Source organism: Gilvirhabdus luticola, from assembly GCF_040117515.1.
GTDB lineage: Bacteria > Bacteroidota > Bacteroidia > Flavobacteriales > Flavobacteriaceae > Gilvirhabdus > Gilvirhabdus luticola.
In genome coordinates this window covers 56,759-75,429 of record NZ_JBEEEN010000001.1, presented here as the reverse complement: position 1 = coordinate 75,429, position 18,671 = coordinate 56,759, and the positions used below count along the sequence as shown (strand labels likewise).

23 protein-coding genes are annotated in these 18,671 nt (G+C 31.7%); 8 read left to right on the top strand and 15 right to left on the bottom strand.

All coding sequences use genetic code 11. From position 1 onward, the window contains the following. The first annotated feature begins 80 nt into the window (after positions 1 to 80). The 4 genes from AAFP94_RS00365 (at position 81) to yaaA (ending at position 3,208) form a co-directional block, all read left to right on the top strand. Positions 81 to 632, top strand: a complete 552-nt coding sequence (locus tag AAFP94_RS00365) for a PASTA domain-containing protein (RefSeq protein ID WP_316661191.1) — start codon at positions 81 to 83, stop codon at positions 630 to 632. A gap of 15 nt (positions 633 to 647) precedes the next feature. After that, positions 648 to 1,682 carry an RluA family pseudouridine synthase gene (locus AAFP94_RS00360; RefSeq protein ID WP_316661192.1) on the top strand — a complete coding sequence of 345 codons (1,035 nt, stop codon included), beginning with the start codon at positions 648 to 650 and terminating at the stop codon, positions 1,680 to 1,682. An 88-nt stretch (positions 1,683 to 1,770) separates the two neighbouring features. After that, the gene (locus tag AAFP94_RS00355; RefSeq protein WP_316661193.1) at positions 1,771 to 2,424 is read left to right on the top strand and encodes a VOC family protein; all 654 of its coding nucleotides are present in this window, start codon (positions 1,771 to 1,773) and stop codon (positions 2,422 to 2,424) included. A 25-nt stretch (positions 2,425 to 2,449) separates the two neighbouring features. After that, a complete protein-coding gene (gene yaaA / locus AAFP94_RS00350; protein ID WP_316661194.1) occupies positions 2,450 to 3,208 on the top strand; it encodes a peroxide stress protein YaaA in 759 nt (252 codons plus the stop codon). Between the two features lie 9 nt (positions 3,209 to 3,217). Here the strand turns inward: yaaA and AAFP94_RS00345 are convergent, their stop codons facing one another. Beyond that, complete coding sequence (locus AAFP94_RS00345; protein WP_316661195.1) at positions 3,218 to 3,370, bottom strand: 30S ribosomal protein THX; 153 nt, start codon at positions 3,368 to 3,370, stop codon at positions 3,218 to 3,220. A 95-nt stretch (positions 3,371 to 3,465) separates the two neighbouring features. On the opposite strand from AAFP94_RS00345, the gene AAFP94_RS00340 reads away from it, so the two are divergent. After that, complete coding sequence (locus AAFP94_RS00340) at positions 3,466 to 4,134, top strand: TonB-dependent receptor plug domain-containing protein (protein ID WP_316661196.1); 669 nt, start codon at positions 3,466 to 3,468, stop codon at positions 4,132 to 4,134. 7 nt (positions 4,135 to 4,141) lie between these two features. Further along, positions 4,142 to 4,795 carry a uracil-DNA glycosylase family protein gene (locus tag AAFP94_RS00335; RefSeq protein ID WP_316661197.1) on the top strand — a complete coding sequence of 218 codons (654 nt, stop codon included), beginning with the start codon at positions 4,142 to 4,144 and terminating at the stop codon, positions 4,793 to 4,795. Here the strand turns inward: AAFP94_RS00335 and AAFP94_RS00330 are convergent. From AAFP94_RS00330 to AAFP94_RS00265, 14 genes are all read right to left on the bottom strand, one after another. Next, positions 4,792 to 5,292, bottom strand: coding sequence for a GNAT family N-acetyltransferase (locus AAFP94_RS00330; protein ID WP_316661198.1), 501 nt, complete (start codon positions 5,290 to 5,292; stop codon positions 4,792 to 4,794). The genes AAFP94_RS00335 and AAFP94_RS00330 overlap by 4 nt on opposite strands. Before the next feature lie 18 nt (positions 5,293 to 5,310). Beyond that, positions 5,311 to 5,898 carry a DUF502 domain-containing protein gene (locus tag AAFP94_RS00325; protein WP_316661199.1) on the bottom strand — a complete coding sequence of 196 codons (588 nt, stop codon included), beginning with the start codon at positions 5,896 to 5,898 and terminating at the stop codon, positions 5,311 to 5,313. Between the two features lie 6 nt (positions 5,899 to 5,904). Continuing rightward, entirely contained in the window at positions 5,905 to 6,957 is a 1,053-nt protein-coding gene (locus AAFP94_RS00320; protein ID WP_316661200.1) for a DUF481 domain-containing protein, read from the bottom strand. A 37-nt stretch (positions 6,958 to 6,994) separates the two neighbouring features. Next, the gene (locus tag AAFP94_RS00315; RefSeq protein WP_316661201.1) at positions 6,995 to 7,528 is read right to left on the bottom strand and encodes a hypothetical protein; all 534 of its coding nucleotides are present in this window, start codon (positions 7,526 to 7,528) and stop codon (positions 6,995 to 6,997) included. A gap of 79 nt (positions 7,529 to 7,607) precedes the next feature. Further along, positions 7,608 to 8,264, bottom strand: coding sequence for a hypothetical protein (locus AAFP94_RS00310; protein WP_316661202.1), 657 nt, complete (start codon positions 8,262 to 8,264; stop codon positions 7,608 to 7,610). Positions 8,265 to 8,270: 6 nt separating this feature from the next. Further along, a complete protein-coding gene (gene pulA / locus AAFP94_RS00305; protein ID WP_316661204.1) occupies positions 8,271 to 10,256 on the bottom strand; it encodes a type I pullulanase in 1,986 nt (661 codons plus the stop codon). A 7-nt stretch (positions 10,257 to 10,263) separates the two neighbouring features. Then, positions 10,264 to 11,028, bottom strand: a complete 765-nt coding sequence (trpA, locus tag AAFP94_RS00300; RefSeq protein WP_316661205.1) for a tryptophan synthase subunit alpha — start codon at positions 11,026 to 11,028, stop codon at positions 10,264 to 10,266. A 3-nt stretch (positions 11,029 to 11,031) separates the two neighbouring features. Further along, the gene (gene trpB / locus AAFP94_RS00295) at positions 11,032 to 12,213 is read right to left on the bottom strand and encodes a tryptophan synthase subunit beta (protein ID WP_316661206.1); all 1,182 of its coding nucleotides are present in this window, start codon (positions 12,211 to 12,213) and stop codon (positions 11,032 to 11,034) included. Continuing rightward, positions 12,210 to 12,824 carry a phosphoribosylanthranilate isomerase gene (locus AAFP94_RS00290; protein ID WP_316661207.1) on the bottom strand — a complete coding sequence of 205 codons (615 nt, stop codon included), beginning with the start codon at positions 12,822 to 12,824 and terminating at the stop codon, positions 12,210 to 12,212. Before AAFP94_RS00290 ends, trpB begins: the two co-directional genes overlap by 4 nt. Beyond that, positions 12,821 to 13,606: an indole-3-glycerol phosphate synthase TrpC gene (gene trpC / locus AAFP94_RS00285; RefSeq protein ID WP_316661208.1), complete on the bottom strand. Its 786-nt coding sequence runs from the start codon at positions 13,604 to 13,606 to the stop codon at positions 12,821 to 12,823. The genes AAFP94_RS00290 and trpC overlap by 4 nt, the downstream gene beginning before the upstream one ends. Position 13,607: 1 nt before the next feature. Then, complete coding sequence (gene trpD / locus AAFP94_RS00280; RefSeq protein WP_316661209.1) at positions 13,608 to 14,600, bottom strand: anthranilate phosphoribosyltransferase; 993 nt, start codon at positions 14,598 to 14,600, stop codon at positions 13,608 to 13,610. Position 14,601: 1 nt separating this feature from the next. Beyond that, positions 14,602 to 15,168 (bottom strand): anthranilate synthase component II, encoded by a 567-nt coding sequence (locus AAFP94_RS00275; RefSeq protein ID WP_316661210.1) that lies wholly within the window; start codon positions 15,166 to 15,168, stop codon positions 14,602 to 14,604. Between the two features lie 2 nt (positions 15,169 to 15,170). Then, the gene (locus AAFP94_RS00270) at positions 15,171 to 16,574 is read right to left on the bottom strand and encodes an anthranilate synthase component I family protein (protein ID WP_316661211.1); all 1,404 of its coding nucleotides are present in this window, start codon (positions 16,572 to 16,574) and stop codon (positions 15,171 to 15,173) included. A 291-nt stretch (positions 16,575 to 16,865) separates the two neighbouring features. Continuing rightward, positions 16,866 to 17,315 (bottom strand): MarR family winged helix-turn-helix transcriptional regulator, encoded by a 450-nt coding sequence (locus AAFP94_RS00265; protein WP_316661212.1) that lies wholly within the window; start codon positions 17,313 to 17,315, stop codon positions 16,866 to 16,868. 420 nt (positions 17,316 to 17,735) lie between these two features. Here AAFP94_RS00265 and AAFP94_RS00260 point away from each other — a divergent pair, with 420 nt between their 5' ends. Together AAFP94_RS00260 and AAFP94_RS00255 are read left to right on the top strand one after the other, a co-directional pair. Then, positions 17,736 to 18,107 carry a hypothetical protein gene (locus AAFP94_RS00260; protein ID WP_316661213.1) on the top strand — a complete coding sequence of 124 codons (372 nt, stop codon included), beginning with the start codon at positions 17,736 to 17,738 and terminating at the stop codon, positions 18,105 to 18,107. 49 nt (positions 18,108 to 18,156) lie between these two features. Then, positions 18,157 to 18,510: a T9SS type B sorting domain-containing protein gene (locus tag AAFP94_RS00255; protein WP_316661214.1), complete on the top strand. Its 354-nt coding sequence runs from the start codon at positions 18,157 to 18,159 to the stop codon at positions 18,508 to 18,510. Positions 18,511 to 18,671: the final 161 nt, after the last annotated feature.

The window sequence follows — 18,671 nt, the reverse complement described above, 5'->3', positions numbered from 1 at the left end:
TAGTTAAGCTAAAATATCACTTATAAATCAAAACTAAAAACGCTTTGGTTTTTATATATTTGTTAACCAAATAATTTTAAATGAGTCTCATTAAATTTCTTTTTAGCAAAACATTATTATATCAAATCATATTAGCAGGTGTAGCTTTAATTGTCTTCTGTTTTTTTATGCTAAAGTGGCTGAATATTACTACAAATCATGGCGATTTTGAAACTGTACCAGACTTAACGGGGAAATCTTTACAAGTAGCGGAAATTGAGCTCGAAAAAAATAACTTGGTATTACAAATTCAGGATTCTGCTAACTTCAATCCAAAATATCCAAAGTTTTCTGTTATAGAGCAAGATCCTGTTCCTGGAAGTAAGGTAAAAGAAAATCGTAAAATTTATTTAACTCTTAATCCATCAGGTTATAGAAAAGTACTTGTACCAGATTTAAAGCAAAAAACATTCAGGCAAGCTAAGCCAACATTAGAAGCTTTGGGTTTTGAAGTTGGAAGGCTTACCTATGTTAATAATATTGGAAAAGATATGGTTTTAGGCATGACTTATAAAGGAGAAGATATAAAACCTGGGACGATGCTTGAGAAAACATCAGTTATAGATTTGGTTCTCGGTAATGGAAATAAGTAGTCTTCAGAAAACAATATGCAAAATAAAAATACATTTGAAGACGACGAAGACGAACTTTACGAACACTATTCTTTTACAGCAGAAAAAGGACAAACGCCACTTCGTGTAGATAAATATTTAATGAATTTTGTTGAAAATGCTACTCGAAATAAAATTCAACAGGCTGCGAAAGCAGGCAATATTTATGTGAATGATGTTCCTGTAAAATCCAATTATAAGGTTAAGGGCAACGATGTGGTTAGAGTGTTGTTTTCGCATCCACCACATGAATATTTATTGATAGGAGAGAATATCCCTATTGATATTGTTTATGAAGATGATGCGCTTTTAGTTGTTAATAAACCAGCTGGAATGGTTGTGCATCCGGGACATGGAAACTATTCAGGTACATTGATAAATGCCTTGATCTATCATTTTGAGAATTTACCTAAAAACTCCAACGATAGACCAGGATTGGTTCATAGAATTGATAAAGATACCAGTGGGCTTTTGGTAGTTGCCAAAACCGAAGATGCGATGAATCATTTGTCAAAACAATTTTTTGACAAAACTAGCGAACGCGAATATGTTGCTTTGGTTTGGGGAAATGTTGAAGAAGACGAAGGTAATGTTGAAGGAAACATAGGAAGGCATCCCAAAAATCGATTGCAAAATACGGTGTTTGAAGGAGATGATCTTGACAAAGGAAAGCCAGCAGTAACACATTACAAGGTTTTGGAGCGGTTAGGTTATGTTACACTATTAACTTGCAAACTTGAAACAGGTAGAACGCACCAGATTAGAGTGCACATGAAACATATTGGGCATACCTTGTTTAATGATGAGCGTTATGGTGGCGAAAAGATCTTAAAAGGCACAACATTTACAAAATACAAACAGTTTGTAGAAAACTGCTTTAAAATACTACCTCGACAAGCACTTCACGCCAAAACATTGGGTTTTGAGCATCCAGTTACAGGAGAGTTTATGCGTTTTACTTCAGAGATTCCAGATGATATGCAACAGTGCGTTGAAAAATGGAGAGGTTATTCTAAACATATTGACTCATAAATTATTGTTATTATAATATAAATAATAACAGTTTTTATTAATAGCCAATGTCTTTTATCAATATTATTTTTGAAAAAAGTAGTAAAAAATGAGAATAGACGAGATCATACTTTATACATCTTCAATTCAAGAACAAAAGCATTTTTATGGTTCTGTACTAGAGCTTAAACAGCTTGTGGATTTGCCAAATAAAATTTCGTTTAAAATTGGGAATAGCACCCTAACTTTTCAGTATAGAAAATACATAAGGCCTTCACATTTGGCTTTTAATATTCCCTTTATCAAAATACAAGAGGCCTTGCCTTGGCTGCAAAAAAGAGTTGGGATTATTGATTTTGAAGGCAAATTAATTTCAGATTTTTCAAATTGGAATGCAGAAGCTATTTATTTTTATGATACTGACCACAATATTGTGGAATTTATTGGCCGAAAAAACTTGAATGTTGAGAGCAAAGAGAACTTCTCTTCAAAATCTATTATTTCTATTAGTGAAATGGCAATTGCCACAGATAATATCCAATCGGTTTATAATACCATTAACACCTTTAAGGAGATTGAAATATTTGATGGCAATTTTGATAGGTTTTGCGCATTGGGAAATGATGAAGGCCTATTCATTTTAATAAATAAGAATAAGAAAAATTGGTATCCTAGTATGGACAAAGCTTATACTTCGGATTTTGTAATTAGAGGCGATTACAACTTTAGTTTTGAAAATGGTTTTATAAAAGAATTATTGTAATTTAGTTAAAGTAAAAAAGCGATATATGAAACTTGTTTTATCTCCTGCAAAATCTTTGAATTACGAAAGTGAATTACCAACGCAAACCACTACAGAAGCCTGCTTTTTAAATGAAGCTGAACGCCTCAACAAATTGCTTAAAAAGAAATCTGCAAGAAGTTTATCTAAATTGATGAGCATTTCTTCTGCTTTGGGTCAGCTAAACTATGACCGTAACCAAGAGTGGCAATTACCTTTTACAAAAGACAATGCAAGACAGGCTATTTATGCGTTTAGCGGTGATGTTTATAGAGGTATTGATGCGTATTCAATTACTCAACAAAAGCTAAATAAACTTCAAGATACAGTTAGAATTATTTCAGGTTTGTATGGAGTATTAAAACCTATGGATTTGATTCAACCATACAGATTGGAAATGGGCACAAAATTCCCTGTTGGAAAAAACAAGAACCTTTATGAATTCTGGAAAACCAAAATTACAAAAGCTTTAAACGAAGAATTGGAAGATGATGAGTTGTTTTTAAACTTGGCAAGTAATGAATATTTTAAAGCCATAGATGTGAAGGCATTAAAAGTACCTGTTGTGACAGCTGTGTTTAAAGATTTTAAAAACGGAGAATATAAAAGTATAATGACTTTTGCAAAATTAGCAAGAGGATATATGACGCGTTATATAATTGATACAAATGCCAACACTATTGATGATATAAAAGGATTTAATTATGAAGGCTATGGTTTTAGTGAAACGATGTCAACCAAAACCGAGTTGGTCTTTATAAGATAATCTTAATCTTTATTTTTTAGCTTTAGCGGCTGTTTTAGGCTTTGCTTTAGCTTTCGGTTTTTTAGCAACTACAACTTTAGCGTTTTTTTTCTTTGGACGTCTTACACCATAAGAGCCATTTACAATTTTACCTCGTCTAGTTTTTTTATCACCTTTTCCCATATTCTTTTGCTTTTAATTTAGAAGCAGTAAGATACTATTTTTTTTGAATAAGTGTCTGAATTTTATTATTTTAGATGAAGTAAAATTTCATCATCATGACTACTAAAACCTTTTTTCAAATTGTATTTTCTCTGGTTTTATCTTTTACAATGCAAGCTCAAAATAAACTTGTAGGTAAAATTATAGACCAAGACAAACAACCAATAACCAATGCTAAAGTAATTATTAATGATCAGGATGTTGAAATTACTATTAATCATAGAGGTTATTTTGAAGTAGAATTACCAGAAGACACAAAAGAAGTAACTGTATATTCACCAGGATATGGCTTTTTAACTTCAGAATATTCTGGAGAAAAGAGTATGAGTTTTATGTTTTTAAAGCCAAAAAAACCAGAATATCTTGATGAAAAAGTATCTATTGGTTATGGAGATGTCACTAGAGAAAACAACACGTTTAGTGTTCAGAAACTAGATGCAGGTAGTGAAAGACAAGCTTTAGGTTATACTAATATCTATGATTATATGAGAGGCCGATTGGCTGGAGTAAGAGTAACAAGCAACAATCAGATAATTGTTAGAGGAATCAATACTATTAATTCAGGTACTGAACCACTTTTTGTGGTAGATGGTTCGATTGTTTTTGATATAGATTATATCAACGTCAATGATATTAAAGACATTAGTGTTTTAAAAGATGCTGCTGCTTCTATCTACGGCTCAAGAGGTGCCAATGGTGTGGTACAAATCTCTCTAAAAAAATAAAACGTTCTTGTTTTTACATAGGCATCCTTATCAGCCATTTATTCAAGATAATACCCGAAAACTTATAGTAGGTACTTTACCTCCACCTCGTTTTTCTGTTGGAGATTTATTGGAAAAAGATGTGGATTTTTGCTACGGTAGTTATTACAATTCGCTTTGGCTTTATATAGACAAAATCCATGGTTTAAACTTAAGATATGATAATTCACAAGAAGCAATCGAACAACGTAAACAATTTCTATTAGAAAACAGAATAGGCATATGTGATATTGTTGAAAGCTGTAAACGAGAAAAAATTGATGCCAGTGATTTGGGTATGCAAAATATTGTGTTACGTAATTTAGTTGGCTACGTAAAGAAATATCCAAATGTTCAAACATTACTGTTTATTGGAGGGAACAGTAAAAATGGTCCAGAATATTTTTTTAGAAAACATTTAAAAGAGTATGATTTAGAACTAGAAGTAGTTTCTCATGAAGTGCCCAGAATACATGAATTCATTTTAAATAATCGTACTATAAAAACCGTGTCTTTAACCTCTTCTTCTGGCTCTGCGAATAGAGCAATAGGTAGTATGCCGCTTTATAAGCAATTAAAAATCAATGATCCTGATTTTACAACTTTTGATTTTAGAGTGATGCAATACAGTGAGTTTTTTTAATCGTTTAGAAACAACTGCATAAAAATCAAATCCAACCATTTATCAAACTTGTATCCAACTTCTTTAAAGACACCTACTTCTTTAAATCCAGAGTGTTTATGAAAATTTACACTTTTTTGGTTAGAGGCATCTACACCAGCAATCATAGTATGATACCCTTGGTCTTTTGCAAGTTTTATAAGTTCAGTCATCAAGGTCCTTCCTATGCCTTGAGACCTGTAATCTTTATCAACATAGATTGAATGCTCTAAACTTAATCTGTAAGCATCCCAAGGTCTGAAAATACTATAAGTTCCAAAACCAATAACACCATCGTTACATTCAGCAACTATAACAGGCATATTCTTTTTCTGTTTTTGTTTAAACCATTCTGTTTGTTGTTCAATGGTATGCTCTAAATAATCATAAATAACAGTAGAATTTAAAATTTCAAAATTTATTATTTCAAGAATTTTTGGAATGTCTTTTTCTTCAGCCTGTCTTATAGAAGTACTCATTATAAAATGAACTCAAAATTATTTTAAAACCATTTTTTCTATATTCATATTCTTACCAAAACTATAAAGTGAAGACATAGCTTCTTTCATGGTTATTGGAATATATTTAAACTCTTCTTTTGGAATATATTTTACTTGACCAGCATCAATTTTTGGCGCATCGGGAAAAAATAATGTAACAAATTTTTCAGTAGATTCAGTTATAAATGCGATTGAATAACCACCATCTTCATAAACTAGAACTGCTTGCCATAATTCATTTATAACGCTTTTTTTGTCCCCGATTAATCTATACTTCAACATTTGCAACGATGGAAAGTGAATAAAAAGTTTCTCTTCTACACTATTGCTCCATTTTTTCACAAAGCCCTTTTCAATTAAAAGACCACTAATTAAACAAATAAGCAAGATTAAAATAATACAAACAATAGTTACGGAAGCTTTTCCAAATACTGAATGTAAATCTAATACATTGGAAATTTTTCTACCAAAGGGCAAAACTATTTGGAATATTTTAGTTGTTACGACCAAAACTAATAGGAGCGGAACCATAAAAAATAATCCTCCTACTATCATTGAACGCGTTGATTTTTTCAGTATTGACATATTTTTCTAATTATTAAATTCCCATCCAAATGTAGCTTGAAATACATAGTCAGACTGTGAAGCTCCTTCAACAGGTTTGTTGTCATAATTATAAGTAAGCCCTAATTTAATGAAAAAATCTAATGGCAGATCATATTTTAAATCAAGGGAATAATCGTACCTAAATCGATCTTTTTCAGTTAAACTAGGATAAGCGGTAATATTTGTTTTTAAGCTTAAATTTTCTAAATCGAACATATCTAGCGTTAAGCCTGCATAAGCTTCCAATGAGTTTCTACTTGTAGAATTGGTATCCGTAAATTGCTCATTGTTCCATGCTAGACCAAATCCACCACCAAAATTTGTTTTATTAGAGTGAATGATATATTTACCTAAACCTGTTTTAACAGTGGAACGAAGTTTTAATTTTTGTTCATCATTAGATAAAAAGTCTGCTGCTGCTGAATAAAACCAATCTTTTCTCATAAAATATTTAAATCCAAAACTTGCATCTGTTCTTTGTGTATTGTCTGTGTCATCTTGGCTACTTCTTACAGAGTTAAAACTGCCATTATATGTCCATTTATAGGCTGTGTAACTTAAATTACTCCTAACAGTAAATTGTGTAAGGTTGTTGCTTTTAGTATAATTAAAGCCGACAGATAAGGAGGCAGTTAATCGAGAGAAGAAATTACTCTCTACGGGCTTAATGTATACAATACTTTTAATACTTGTAGTAAATTTTTCATTACTATTCTCTAATGTAACATTAGTAGAATCTCCGGGTTTAGTAATTAGAGTACTGTTTAATCTTTTACCGCTTGACAATGTAAGAAGGTAAATTCTATCGCTGTTTATTCTTATAACATCTTTCCATTTTACTCTAAAGTCGTCTTTGCTATAATCTGCTTCAATGGTCAAAACACCTCGGTCCATTTGCTTTATTTCTCCTATAATTTTATCATTATTATTTAAAACTATAGTATCATTTTGACTCCAAATGAAATGATTGGAAAATAACAGAAATGCAATTAGAAAAATATAAGGTAGAGCGTTTGTAAAGCGTAATTTTAAAATCATTTTTCAGATTAATCAATTTTAAAACTAATATAGCGTATTAATTTTCAACCTTGGTAAGTTCCATTCCTAAAAATTGCATCCAGTTCTCACCATCTCTACTAAATTCACCTATTTCAACCCATTTGTTTTCTGTACTATAATCTGAAGTAAATCTGACTTTACTGCCATTTGGGATATCTATAAACCAACGTATTATTTTATCTTCTATAAACTCAATAGGGCTTTCATTTGCTCTGCCATCCTTATACGCTCTCATGGCTAAAGCGTTGGTTTCAGGATCTATGTAAATTACGCCAAAAGCATCATGAACAACAGTTTCTTCTTGAGTTTCAGGATCGGTTTTAACACCTAAACCTTCAACAGCAATAACACTACAATCTGCTTTGCATGCTGCAACCTCTGTAATTTTGGAAGTCTGTTTTCCTGCTTGAGTCATCATCCATCCTTCGCCTTTCCAAGTACCTATAAGAAAGCTCAATTTTTCAATGGGATTATCATTTGTCGAGATATTTTCTTGAGATTGAACCGTTATAATAAATGCAAAGAATAGTAAGCTTAATAAGGATTTCATGATTGATAATGTTAAGTTGTTTAAAATTAAGTAATTAAAATTAATTAAAAAGTGTTAAAACCATATTCTAAAATAGAATTTAATCATCATCTTCGTGTTTAAGTACTGTCACATCAAATTCTGCTTCGTTAAATTCATCTTTACTAATCCAATATTCTGAAGTTATTACCGTATAATTATTTTCTCCGTTATTAATTAAGCTCCAAACAATACTTTCGGCTTCAATAAATTCTTCTTTACTAGTTAATTGATCAGCATATAAGCGTTTGATTACATTACCATCTGCAAGACCATGATTTAATGCTTTTAAAACAGTTTCTTTTGTAACCTCTTTATTGGGTGCAATTTCAAATTCGATTACAGTGGCTTTTGCATTTGGAAAAGTTCCGTTATACGCTTTATGTAATAACTGATTGACATTAAATAATTGATGATGTAAAGATATATCTGCATATTCTTCAGAAATTTTATCTTCTAACATTTCATTAGAAATTTGTATTATTTGATTTTTATTTAAGAGGTTTGAGAATTTATAACCTAAAACAATTTCCGCTGCTTCTTCTGGCTCAAAATCTGAAATGGCCATAAATAATAACTCTTGTAATTCTTCAGGCTTTGTGTTTTTTCCATCTTCAAATCCAAATCGATCAAGTAACTCGATAAAATCATCATTGGACCAAGAATCTTTAAATTCTGTAACAGATTTAATACTGTTTATAATAATGTGATACTGCATAATAATTTAGTCTTTATAGATTATAGCCATAGAAATTTTAGGCACTTCAATAGAATTACTAATTGTCTTACTTTCTTGTTCTGAATAAAATGTTTCGCCTAAAACAGCTAGTTTCCATGTACCCTCTAAATGATAATTAAAAGACTCATTTTTTGCATTATAAATAACTAATATCTTTTTCCAGGTATCTCCAGAACCATTGTTAATCTGATAGCTAACCAAACCATCTTCAATAGTTTTAAATTCTAAATACTTTCTAACTTTTTCTGCTGAAGTCATCCTAAAAGCAGGATGCTCTTTTCTTAATTTAATCAAGTTTTTATAATAGTTTACCACATCTTGATGCTTAACTTTCCAGTTCCAATCTATCCTATTTATAGTATCTGGTAAATTGTATGAGTTGTGTTCGCCATATTTGGTTCTTAACATTTCAGAACCTGCATGGATAAAAGCAGTTCCTTGTGATGTCAGGACTATGGCATTTGCCAATTTATCCATTTGAATCAATGTATTTTCATCAGCATCTTTTACAGAAATTTTCAGTTTATCATAAAGTGTATGATTGTCATGACATGAAACATAAGATATAGCTTGCCAAGGTTCATTAGTCCACGAAGCTTTGGAATAATTGACCTTTTGATAGTCGATTTGAGGATGGTCAATAGCACCAACAACCCCAAATTTAATGGACTCTTCAGTATCTTTAGAGCCACTTACAAAGCCAGTATTTTCATCATCTTCCCAATGACCTTTAATGCCATCCCTTATATCGTCACTAAACGCCAAAACTTGAGGTATTTGCTTCATGTTTTGCTTTAAAGCTCTTTGCTCAACTGGAAGAGGTGAATCTCCTGCTGTCCAACCTTCACCATAGATTATGATGTTTGGATTGATTGTTTTAAGCGTTTTAGAAACCTGATTCATGGTTTTTATGTCGTGTATTCCCATGAGATCAAACCGAAAGCCATCCAAATGATATTCTTTTGCCCAATAGGCAACAGATTCAACGATGAACTTTCGCATCATCGCATTTTCGGAAGACGTTTCATTACCACATGCAGATGCATCTGAAGGGTTTCCATCTTCCCAATGTCTGTAATAATAATTTGGATTTTCTAAATTAAAATTAGAATTTTCAGTTCGTCCGGTATGGTTATAAACCACATCCAAAATAACACCAATACCATTGTCATGAAATGTTTTGATCATTTCTTTAAATTCTTTTATTCTGACTTCAGCTTTAAAAGGATTTGATGAAAAAGAACCTTCAGGAACATTGTAATTCTGCGGATCATAACCCCAATTAAATTGAGCACTGTCTAATTTAGTTTCATCAATAGAATAATGGTCATAAGTTGGTAATAAGTGAACATGCGTAACGCCTAAATCTTTGATATGATCTATTCCAGTTTCGATATCTTCAGGGCCTTTAGTACCTTCTTCTACTAATCCTAAATATTTTCCAGGCATACTGGAACCTGATTCTGGATGAATCGTTACATCTCGAATATGCAACTCATATATGATGGCTTCGTTTGGATATTTTAGTTTTATGCCTTTGTGATTTTCCCAATTATCTGGATTTGTGCTATCTAAATCTAAAACCATTGCTCGTTTTCCGTTTACACCAACAGCTTGAGCATAGATGCCAGGAGTTTCTTCAAGCCAGCTATCATTAATTTTTACTTGATATGTGTAGTAAGTTCCATTTAAATCGCCTTCTAATTTTATTGACCATATGCCTTCAGAGTCAACCTTCATTTCATAAGTTTCAAATGGTTTTCCGTTAAAACCTTCTTTGTATAGATTGAGTTTTACACTTTCTGTTGTTGGAGACCAAATCTTAAATTCTGTAGCTTTTTTTGAATAGTCTAACCAAAGATTAGCATTTATAGGTTCTGGGTAATCTGAATACGAAGTATAAGACACTTGTTTTTCTTTACACGAATTTAAAATTAGACATAAGATTAGAATTTTTGCAAACTTTTTCATAGTTAAATTAACTTCGAATTGCCTTCACGAAATTTGAGATTGAATTTACGTTATTTTGGCTTAAAAATTTAATAAAAGCACTACCAATAATAGCGCCTTTGGCATAAGTTGTTGCTTGAGTAAACGTTTGATTGTTACTAATACCAAATCCAACGATTTGAGGATTTTTTAAGTTCATGTCTGCAATTCTTTTAAAATAGGTTATTTGTTCATCTCCAAAACCTATTTTTGCTCCTGTTGTACTCGCAGAACTTACCATGTATATAAATCCGTTGGAAATTGAATCAATGAATTTGATGCGTTCTACCGAAGTTTGAGGTGTGATTAAAAACACATTGATTAATCCATATTTCTCAAAAATGTCTTTATATTTTTCAGAATAAACATCTACTGGAAGATCAGGAATGATTAAACCATCAATACCAATATCTTGACATTTTTTACAAAAACCCTCAACACCATATTGTAAAATAGGATTGAAATAACCCATAATAATTAAAGGAATGGAAACGGATTTTCTAATGTCTTTTAATTGGTTAAACAGGACTTCTGATGTCATTCCGTTTTTAAGAGCTTGAGTTGAACTTGCCTGAATTGTTGGTCCATCCGCCAATGGATCACTGAATGGTAACCCAATTTCAATCATATCAACACCGCTTTGTTCTAAAGTTTGAATGATAGTAACAGTGTCATCAAGATTTGGATAACCTGCTGTAAAATATATTGAAAGTATCTTTTTGTTTTCTTCTATTTTTTGGTTGATTCTATTCACTATTTATAGTTTAAAAAATTTAATAAAAGTATCTAAATCCTTGTCGCCTCGACCAGAAAGACTAACAACAATAATATCGTCTGGACTAAATGTTTTCTTTTCAAAAACTGCAAGTGCATGTGAGCTTTCAATGGCAGGAATGATACCTTCTAGCTTACAAAGTTCTAAACCAGCTTTCATGGCATCATCATCTGTAATAGAGATAAATTCTGCACGACCAGACTTATACAAGTGGGCATGCATTGGCCCAACACCTGGATAATCCAAACCTGCTGAAATAGAATAAGGTTCTGTAATTTGTCCGTCGTTGGTTTGCATTAACAAAGTTTTACTGCCATGAATAATACCTTCTTTTCCTAAAACAGAAGTTGCAGCACTTTCTCCTGAATCTATTCCAAGCCCGGCTGCTTCAACAGCAATAAGATTTACAGAAGTATCTTCAAGAAAATGATAATATGCTCCAGCTGCATTACTGCCACCGCCAACACAAGCCACTACATAATCAGGTTTTTCTATATTCTCCTGTTCTTTTAATTGCCATTTAATTTCTTCTGAAACAATACTTTGGAAACGAGCAACCATATCTGGATATGGATGAGGCCCAACTACACTTCCAATAATATAATGTGTATTTACAGGATTATTTATCCAATCTCTAATAGCTTCGTTAGTTGCATCTTTTAAGGTTCTGCTACCAGATAATGCGGGAACAACAGTTGCTCCTAGCATTTTCATTCTTGCGACATTTGGTGCCTGACGAGCAATATCAATTTCTCCCATATACACAATACACTCCAATCCCATAAGTGCACAAACCGTTGCAGTGGCTACACCATGTTGACCAGCTCCAGTTTCTGCAATAATTCTGGTTTTTCCCAGACGTTTTGCCATAAGAATTTGACCAATGGTATTGTTTATTTTATGGGCACCTGTATGGTTTAGATCCTCACGCTTTAGATAAATTTTTGTATTGTATTTATCAGAAAGGCGTTTTGCAAAATAGAGTGGAGAAGGCCTGCCAACGTAATCTTTCAATAACTGATTGAATTCTTTTATGAAAGAAGGTTCTGCCATTACTTTCAAATAATTCTGACGTAATTCTTCAACATTAGGATAGAGCATTTCTGGAATGTATGCACCACCAAACTCTCCGTAGTAACCTTTGTTGTCTATATTATAACTCATACTTGAGATTTAAATTTTTTTAGTAATTCAATGATTTTTAGTCCTGGTTCAGTTTCAAATTTGCTATTTACATCAATAGCATGACATTTTTTTGAAGCTTTTGTTTTTAAAAATTTTTGGAGGTTTTCATTTTCTTCTAAACCTATACCACCACTTAAAAAAAATGGCTTTGCTGAAGGATAATCTTTTAAAACATTCCAATTGAATGTATAACCATTTCCTCCTGGTAATTTTCCTTTAGTATCAAACAAATAGTAGTCGCAAACTAACTCATAAGACTTTAAAATAGAAAAATCAAAAGTGTCCTTAATAGAAAATACTTTAATGATTTTAATATTCAAAGGCCTTAACATTTCACAAAATTCCGGTGATTCGTTTCCATGTAATTGAACAGCTTGCAAATTGTATTTGTTTACTTTTTCAATGATTTCTTCAACTGTAGCATTAACAAAAACGCCAACTTTCTTTATTGTTTCTGGTATTTCGGGAATAGTTCCATTAAAGTAACGAGCAGATTTTTCGTAAAAAATAAAACCAAAATAATCTGGTTGCAAATTTGCAACTTCAGTTATATTATCATAATATTTCATGCCGCAGACCTTCAGTTTCATTTCTCTAGTTTTTCAATAAATTCTTTGGCACTTTCTCCAGCATTACTGGTTTTCATAAAGTTTTCACCAATTAAAAATCCTTTGAAACCATATTGCTGAAGCTCTTTTATAGATTCAACATTGCTTATTCCACTTTCTGAAACTTTTATAAAATCATCTGGAATTATTGAACTCAATTCTTTGCTGGTTTCCAAACTAACTTCAAATGTCTTTAGGTTTCTGTTGTTTACACCTATCATAGTTATACTATCAAATAAAGATTTTTTCAAATCTTTTTCGTTATGAACTTCTAAAAGTACTTCTAGGTTTAAGCTTTGTGCTAACTCTGAATAATATTTGATTTCGTCTTTAGACAAAATAGCAGCAATCAACAATATGACATCTGCACCTTGAGCACGTGCTTCAACAATTTGGTAAGGGTCGATTATAAACTCTTTCCTCAACAAAGGCAGCTTGCAACTAGCTCTTGCAATTAATAAGTCGTCTAAAGAACCACCAAAATATTTACCATCTGTAAGCACAGACATACCGCAAACACCTGCTTTTTCATAGCCTTTGGCAACATCAAAAACATTTAAATCTTGGTTGATAACCGATTTAGATGGCGAACGTCTTTTGTGTTCTGCAATAATTCCAGAAGGACTATTTTTTAGTTTATTTGATAACGATATAGTTTCTCTATCGAATAGAACAGATTCTTCTAGCTGTTCTATTGGAATGAGCTTTTTACGAAGTTTTACTTCAATTTCTTTGTCTGCAATTATTTTTTCAAGAATGTTCATATTACTGGCTTAATTCTACAAGTTTTTTAAAAGATTGCTTGGCTTTTCCACTCAATAAAGATTCTTTGGCAATGCTAAAACTATCTTCAAATGGAATGTCATTTACGGTGGAAATAGCTAATGAAGCATTGGCACAAACCACATTGTTTTGAGCCTCTGTACCTTTACCATCTAATACATCTACAAATATTTTCGCTGAACTTTCAATTGAATTTCCACCATAAATATCTTTTTGTTGTAATGGTTTTAATCCAAAATTATCTGGATTTACAATCTGTTCTGATTTATTGTTTATCACTTTGGCTGCACCTGTTAAAGAAATTTCATCATAACCATCCAAAGCATGAATAATACTATAATTTTTATCAGTATTTTCATAAAGATAACTATACATACGTAATAACTCTAAACTGAAAACACCTACCATTTGGTTCTTCGGAAATGCAGGATTTACCATTGGTCCTAACATATTGAAAAATGTTTTTACACCCAATTCGCGACGAATGGGAGCAACGTTTTTCATTGCAGGATGAAACAAAGGAGCGTGCAGTACACATATGCCTGATTTTTCCAAACAAGTCTTTAAAAACTCAATATCATTGCTGAATTTTACGCCTAGAAATTCCAAAACATTTGAAGATCCACAAGCTGAAGACACTCCATAATTGCCATGTTTGGTGACATTTACTTCAGCTCCGGCAGTGACAAAGGAAGCTAATGTAGAAATGTTGAATGTGTCTTTTCCATCGCCTCCAGTTCCACATAAATCTATAGTATTATATTCTTCAAGAGGAACAGGAATACAAAGTTCTAAAAGTGCATCGCGAAATCCTTGAAGTTCTTCAATCGTAATACTACGCATCATATACACTGTCAAAAATGATGCAATTTGGCTTTGGTTATATTTTCCTTTGGAAATATTGACTAAAACCTGTTTAGCTTCTTCGCTTGAAATACTTTCGTGGTTTATTAATCTGTTTAAAATTTCTTTCATCTTAATTATTTAACCAATTTTTTAATATTCGTTTTCCATCTGGAGTTAAAACAGATTCTGGATGAAATTGTACGCCTTTTACATCATAAGTTTTATGTCTTAAAGACATGATTTGATTGTTTTCATCAAAAGATGTTGCTTCTAAAACTTCTGGCAAATCTGGATGCACAACCCAAGAATGATAACGACCAACCTCAATATTCTTGTTGAGTCCTTTAAAAAGAATTTCGTCTTCAGAAGTAATGGTAACTTGAGTTGCTACGCCATGAAATACAGTATCTAGATTTACTAGACTTCCTCCAAAAACTTCTCCAATTGCTTGTTGTCCCAAACAGACTCCCAAAATGCTTTTAGTTGGAGCATATTCTTTTATAATGGACTTTAATAAACCTGCTTCGTCAGGTATTCCTGGCCCTGGTGATAATACGATTTTATCAAAAGGTTTTACGTCCTCTATTGTAAGTTGGTCATTTCGTTTTACCGTAACATCACATCCTAAGTCTTCCAAGTAGTGTACGAGATTGTAGGTAAAACTATCGTAATTATCTATGACTAATATTTTTTTCATTTTCAAATACTTTCTGCTATTTCTATGGCTTTTGTTAAAGCTCCTAATTTGTTATACACTTCTTGTAATTCGTTTTCAGGGACAGATTTTGAAACCAATCCTGCACCAGCTTGCCAATGTAGATGGTGGTTTTTGCTTAAAAAAGTTCTGATCATTATGGCGTGATTAAAATTACCTTCAAAATCCATAAAACCAATGGCACCTCCATAAAAATCGCGACTTGTTTTTTCATATTTTTCAATAAGTTGCATGGCCATATGTTTAGGAGCTCCACTTAATGTGCCTGCGGGAAAAGTATCTGCTACTACCTGAATGGTTGAAGTTTCTTTATGCTTTTGACCTGTAACTTTGCTAACCAAATGAATCACGTGTGAGAAAAACTGTACTTCTCTATAAGTTTCAACTTTTACAGAATGCCCATGTCTACTTAAATCATTCCTTGCTAAATCTACTAACATGACATGTTCTGCATTTTCTTTGTCGTCTTCAGAAAGTTGCTTGGCCAATTCGGCATCTTTTTCATCATTTCCTGTTCGTTTAAAGGTTCCAGCTATTGGGTGAATTTCTGCCTTTCCATTTGAAACAATGAGTTGTGCTTCTGGTGAACTACCGAAGATTTTAAAATCTCCATAATCAAAATAAAATAAATATGGTGAAGGATTAATGCTTCTTAAGGCTCTATATACATTAAACTCATCACCTTTAAATTTTTGTGAAAACTTTTTGGACAAAACCAATTGGAAAACATCACCTCTTGCACAATGTTTTTTGGCCAACTCTACATGTTCTTTGTACTCTTGGTCTGTTAAGTTTGATGTTGTTTTACCATCGGCAGCAAAATTGAAAGCTGCAAAGTTTTTAGATTTTATGAGTTGGAAGATTTCTTCAATATTATTTTCAGATTCATAACAGTGTGCAAAAATATAAGCTTCATTCTTGTAATGATTAATAGCAATTATATTCTGATAAACGGCATAATATATGTCTGGAATGTTAAGATGGCCTTCTTTTTTCGATATATCTATATCTTCAAAGTATCTAACGGCATCATAAGCCATATATCCAAAAATACCATTGTTTATAAATTTGAATGTTTCTTCAGAATGAATCTTGAATTGTTGCGTGAACTTATGAATTTGATTGACTACAGAAATTTCAGAATCTATTTTGAGAGTTTCTTCTTTCTTATCAGGAAATGAAGTAGTAATGACTTCATCTTTCACTTTTATTGATGCAATAGGATTGCAACAGATATATGAAAAACTATTGTCGTTGGCGTGATAATCACTACTTTCAAGGAGAATACTATTAGGATATTTATCTCTAATCTTAAGATAAATACTTACGGGTGTAATGGTATCGGCCAATATTTTTTTATAATGTGTATGTAGATGATAGGTATTCATTAATCTCTAAATTATTTTATGTTCTTTCAAATTAAAAAAGGCTTGTCGTGAATGACAAGCCTTTTTGATATTTTTAGTTTTAAATATACTATAGCGTTAGTTCACGAAATTTTCTTTTCGAGAAGACCACCACCAAGTATTATTTAAAATTGTGTTCATAATTAATGGTTCAAATATATAAATGAAAATATAATAAACAAATATTTTTCTATAAAAACAGAAAACTACCGTTCAAAACGGTAGTTTTCCTTGATTGCTAGTATTGTTAAGGAAGAATTAGTTTGCTATTAATCATCTTATTTTTGCTAACAATCTTATAAGTTGGTCTTTTTCTTTTTCTGATAATTTATTTACAATGTGTTTTTCGGCTTCTTCAATTAAAGTATCAACATAATCTAAAATTTCTAAACCTTCATTTGTAATATTAATATCAATTTTCCGCCTATTACTGGAGTTAATTTCTTTATATACAAGTCCTTTGTTCACCAATTTATCTATCAATCTTGTCGTGTTACTCATTTTATTTATCATACGTTCTTGTACAACTGCTAAAGAAACAGCTTCATTTTGTTGTCCTCGCAATATTCTTAACACATTAAATTGTTGTAAAGAAATGTCAAAAGGTTTAAGAATTCCGTTGAGTATGTTACTTAATTGACCACTAGTATATAATATACTTACAACAATTTTTTTATGAGAAGATAATTTTTTACTAGTTTTTAAAATCTGCTCTATCTTCATTTACTAAAAACAACTGTTGTATATACAAATGTATGATTTATTTTATCTTTTTTAAATATTATAGCCTTTATTATTTTTATTTTTAAAAATTAACCTTAAAAAATTGTTATTTCTCATTGCCGATTTGAATTAAATGCAAAGAATTTCTTTTGTCATATTACTTTTTTTATCAAAAGTGCATTTGGTCAAACATGTCCTTCACTTACTAATCCATTAAATGGAGCAACAAATGTTTCAGTTGACATAACTATTGAATGGAATTACGTAGAAGGCTCAACTGGTTATATCATCTCCATTGGAACTTTTTCAGGAGCAGATGATATACTCTCTACACAGATTGGAACCACCTTTTATAAGCCACCTTTAGGATTGCCTGATAATACCGAAATATTTGTTACAATTACACTTTTTTTCTTCAACATGCCAAATATTGTTTGTCAGAGTGAATCCTTTTCTACAGTAGACATTACTGTTCCTCCAAGTTGTACAATAATGTCAAATCCTTCAAACGGAGCAAACAAGATTAATATAGGCTCTAATATATCGTGGAACTATGTAACTGGTGCAAGGGGTTATTTTATTACCATAGGAACTACTTCTTTTTTAAGAGATATAGTAAATTATTTGGATGTTCGTAATGCGTTACAATTTAATCCTAGTGTAGATTTTCCTCCTTTAACAGAAATATTTATTAGGCTTATACCATATAATGAAAATGGAAATTTAACATCTTGTTTGGAAGAAAGTTTTACTACTGGCGTAGTTGCATCATTGCCCAACGGCAGTTCATAATTTATCCGGTTAATCAAGCAACAAATGTTCCGCTGTCTCCACTCATTGAATGGGAAGAAACTCAGGAGCAACTGCTTATAAGGTTGATATTGGTTCATCACCTATAGAGAATGATATTTTAAATGGAGGAGTGTTCTATACTAATTCCACTTTCGCACTTAATTTTGAGCCTAATAGTCTTTATTTTATCCGTATTGTGCCTTTTAATAGTACTGGAGAAGCAATAGACTGTAATCAGACCAGCTTTTCTACAATTTTGGGTTGTGGTCCAAATTCTGATGGGTTTCATGATTATTGGCAATATCTCCATGATAGGAATCATGACTTTATTATTGAGGCACTATACATATATGATAGGTATGGAAAATTAATTAAACAAATAGATCCTTATGGTAAAGGTTGAATGGAATTATGAATGGAAAAAGAATGCCCATTTCCGATTATTGGTATAAGGCTATTACATCAAATGGAAAGATTTACGGAGGGCACTTTAGCTTGATAAGATAGTTTATCTAAATTTATGTTAAAGTTAAGGTAATCAGTTTCCTAATCATTAATTTTAAT

Coding starts and splice junctions, on each gene's coding strand:
- AAFP94_RS00365 (WP_316661191.1), top strand. CDS start 81: ATGAGTCTCATTAAATTTCTTTTTAGCAAAACATTATTATATCAAATC.
- AAFP94_RS00360 (WP_316661192.1), top strand. CDS start 648: ATGCAAAATAAAAATACATTTGAAGACGACGAAGACGAACTTTACGAA.
- AAFP94_RS00355 (WP_316661193.1), top strand. CDS start 1,771: ATGAGAATAGACGAGATCATACTTTATACATCTTCAATTCAAGAACAA.
- yaaA (WP_316661194.1), top strand. CDS start 2,450: ATGAAACTTGTTTTATCTCCTGCAAAATCTTTGAATTACGAAAGTGAA.
- AAFP94_RS00345 (WP_316661195.1), bottom strand. CDS start 3,370: ATGGGAAAAGGTGATAAAAAAACTAGACGAGGTAAAATTGTAAATGGC.
- AAFP94_RS00340 (WP_316661196.1), top strand. CDS start 3,466: ATGACTACTAAAACCTTTTTTCAAATTGTATTTTCTCTGGTTTTATCT.
- AAFP94_RS00330 (WP_316661198.1), bottom strand. CDS start 5,292: ATGAGTACTTCTATAAGACAGGCTGAAGAAAAAGACATTCCAAAAATT.
- AAFP94_RS00325 (WP_316661199.1), bottom strand. CDS start 5,898: ATGTCAATACTGAAAAAATCAACGCGTTCAATGATAGTAGGAGGATTA.
- AAFP94_RS00320 (WP_316661200.1), bottom strand. CDS start 6,957: ATGATTTTAAAATTACGCTTTACAAACGCTCTACCTTATATTTTTCTA.
- AAFP94_RS00315 (WP_316661201.1), bottom strand. CDS start 7,528: ATGAAATCCTTATTAAGCTTACTATTCTTTGCATTTATTATAACGGTT.
- AAFP94_RS00310 (WP_316661202.1), bottom strand. CDS start 8,264: ATGCAGTATCACATTATTATAAACAGTATTAAATCTGTTACAGAATTT.
- pulA (WP_316661204.1), bottom strand. CDS start 10,256: ATGAAAAAGTTTGCAAAAATTCTAATCTTATGTCTAATTTTAAATTCG.
- trpB (WP_316661206.1), bottom strand. CDS start 12,213: ATGAGTTATAATATAGACAACAAAGGTTACTACGGAGAGTTTGGTGGT.
- AAFP94_RS00290 (WP_316661207.1), bottom strand. CDS start 12,824: ATGAAACTGAAGGTCTGCGGCATGAAATATTATGATAATATAACTGAA.
- trpC (WP_316661208.1), bottom strand. CDS start 13,606: ATGAACATTCTTGAAAAAATAATTGCAGACAAAGAAATTGAAGTAAAA.
- trpD (WP_316661209.1), bottom strand. CDS start 14,600: ATGAAAGAAATTTTAAACAGATTAATAAACCACGAAAGTATTTCAAGC.
- AAFP94_RS00275 (WP_316661210.1), bottom strand. CDS start 15,168: ATGAAAAAAATATTAGTCATAGATAATTACGATAGTTTTACCTACAAT.
- AAFP94_RS00270 (WP_316661211.1), bottom strand. CDS start 16,574: ATGAATACCTATCATCTACATACACATTATAAAAAAATATTGGCCGAT.
- AAFP94_RS00265 (WP_316661212.1), bottom strand. CDS start 17,315: ATGAAGATAGAGCAGATTTTAAAAACTAGTAAAAAATTATCTTCTCAT.
- AAFP94_RS00260 (WP_316661213.1), top strand. CDS start 17,736: ATGCCAAATATTGTTTGTCAGAGTGAATCCTTTTCTACAGTAGACATT.
- AAFP94_RS00255 (WP_316661214.1), top strand. CDS start 18,157: ATGGGAAGAAACTCAGGAGCAACTGCTTATAAGGTTGATATTGGTTCA.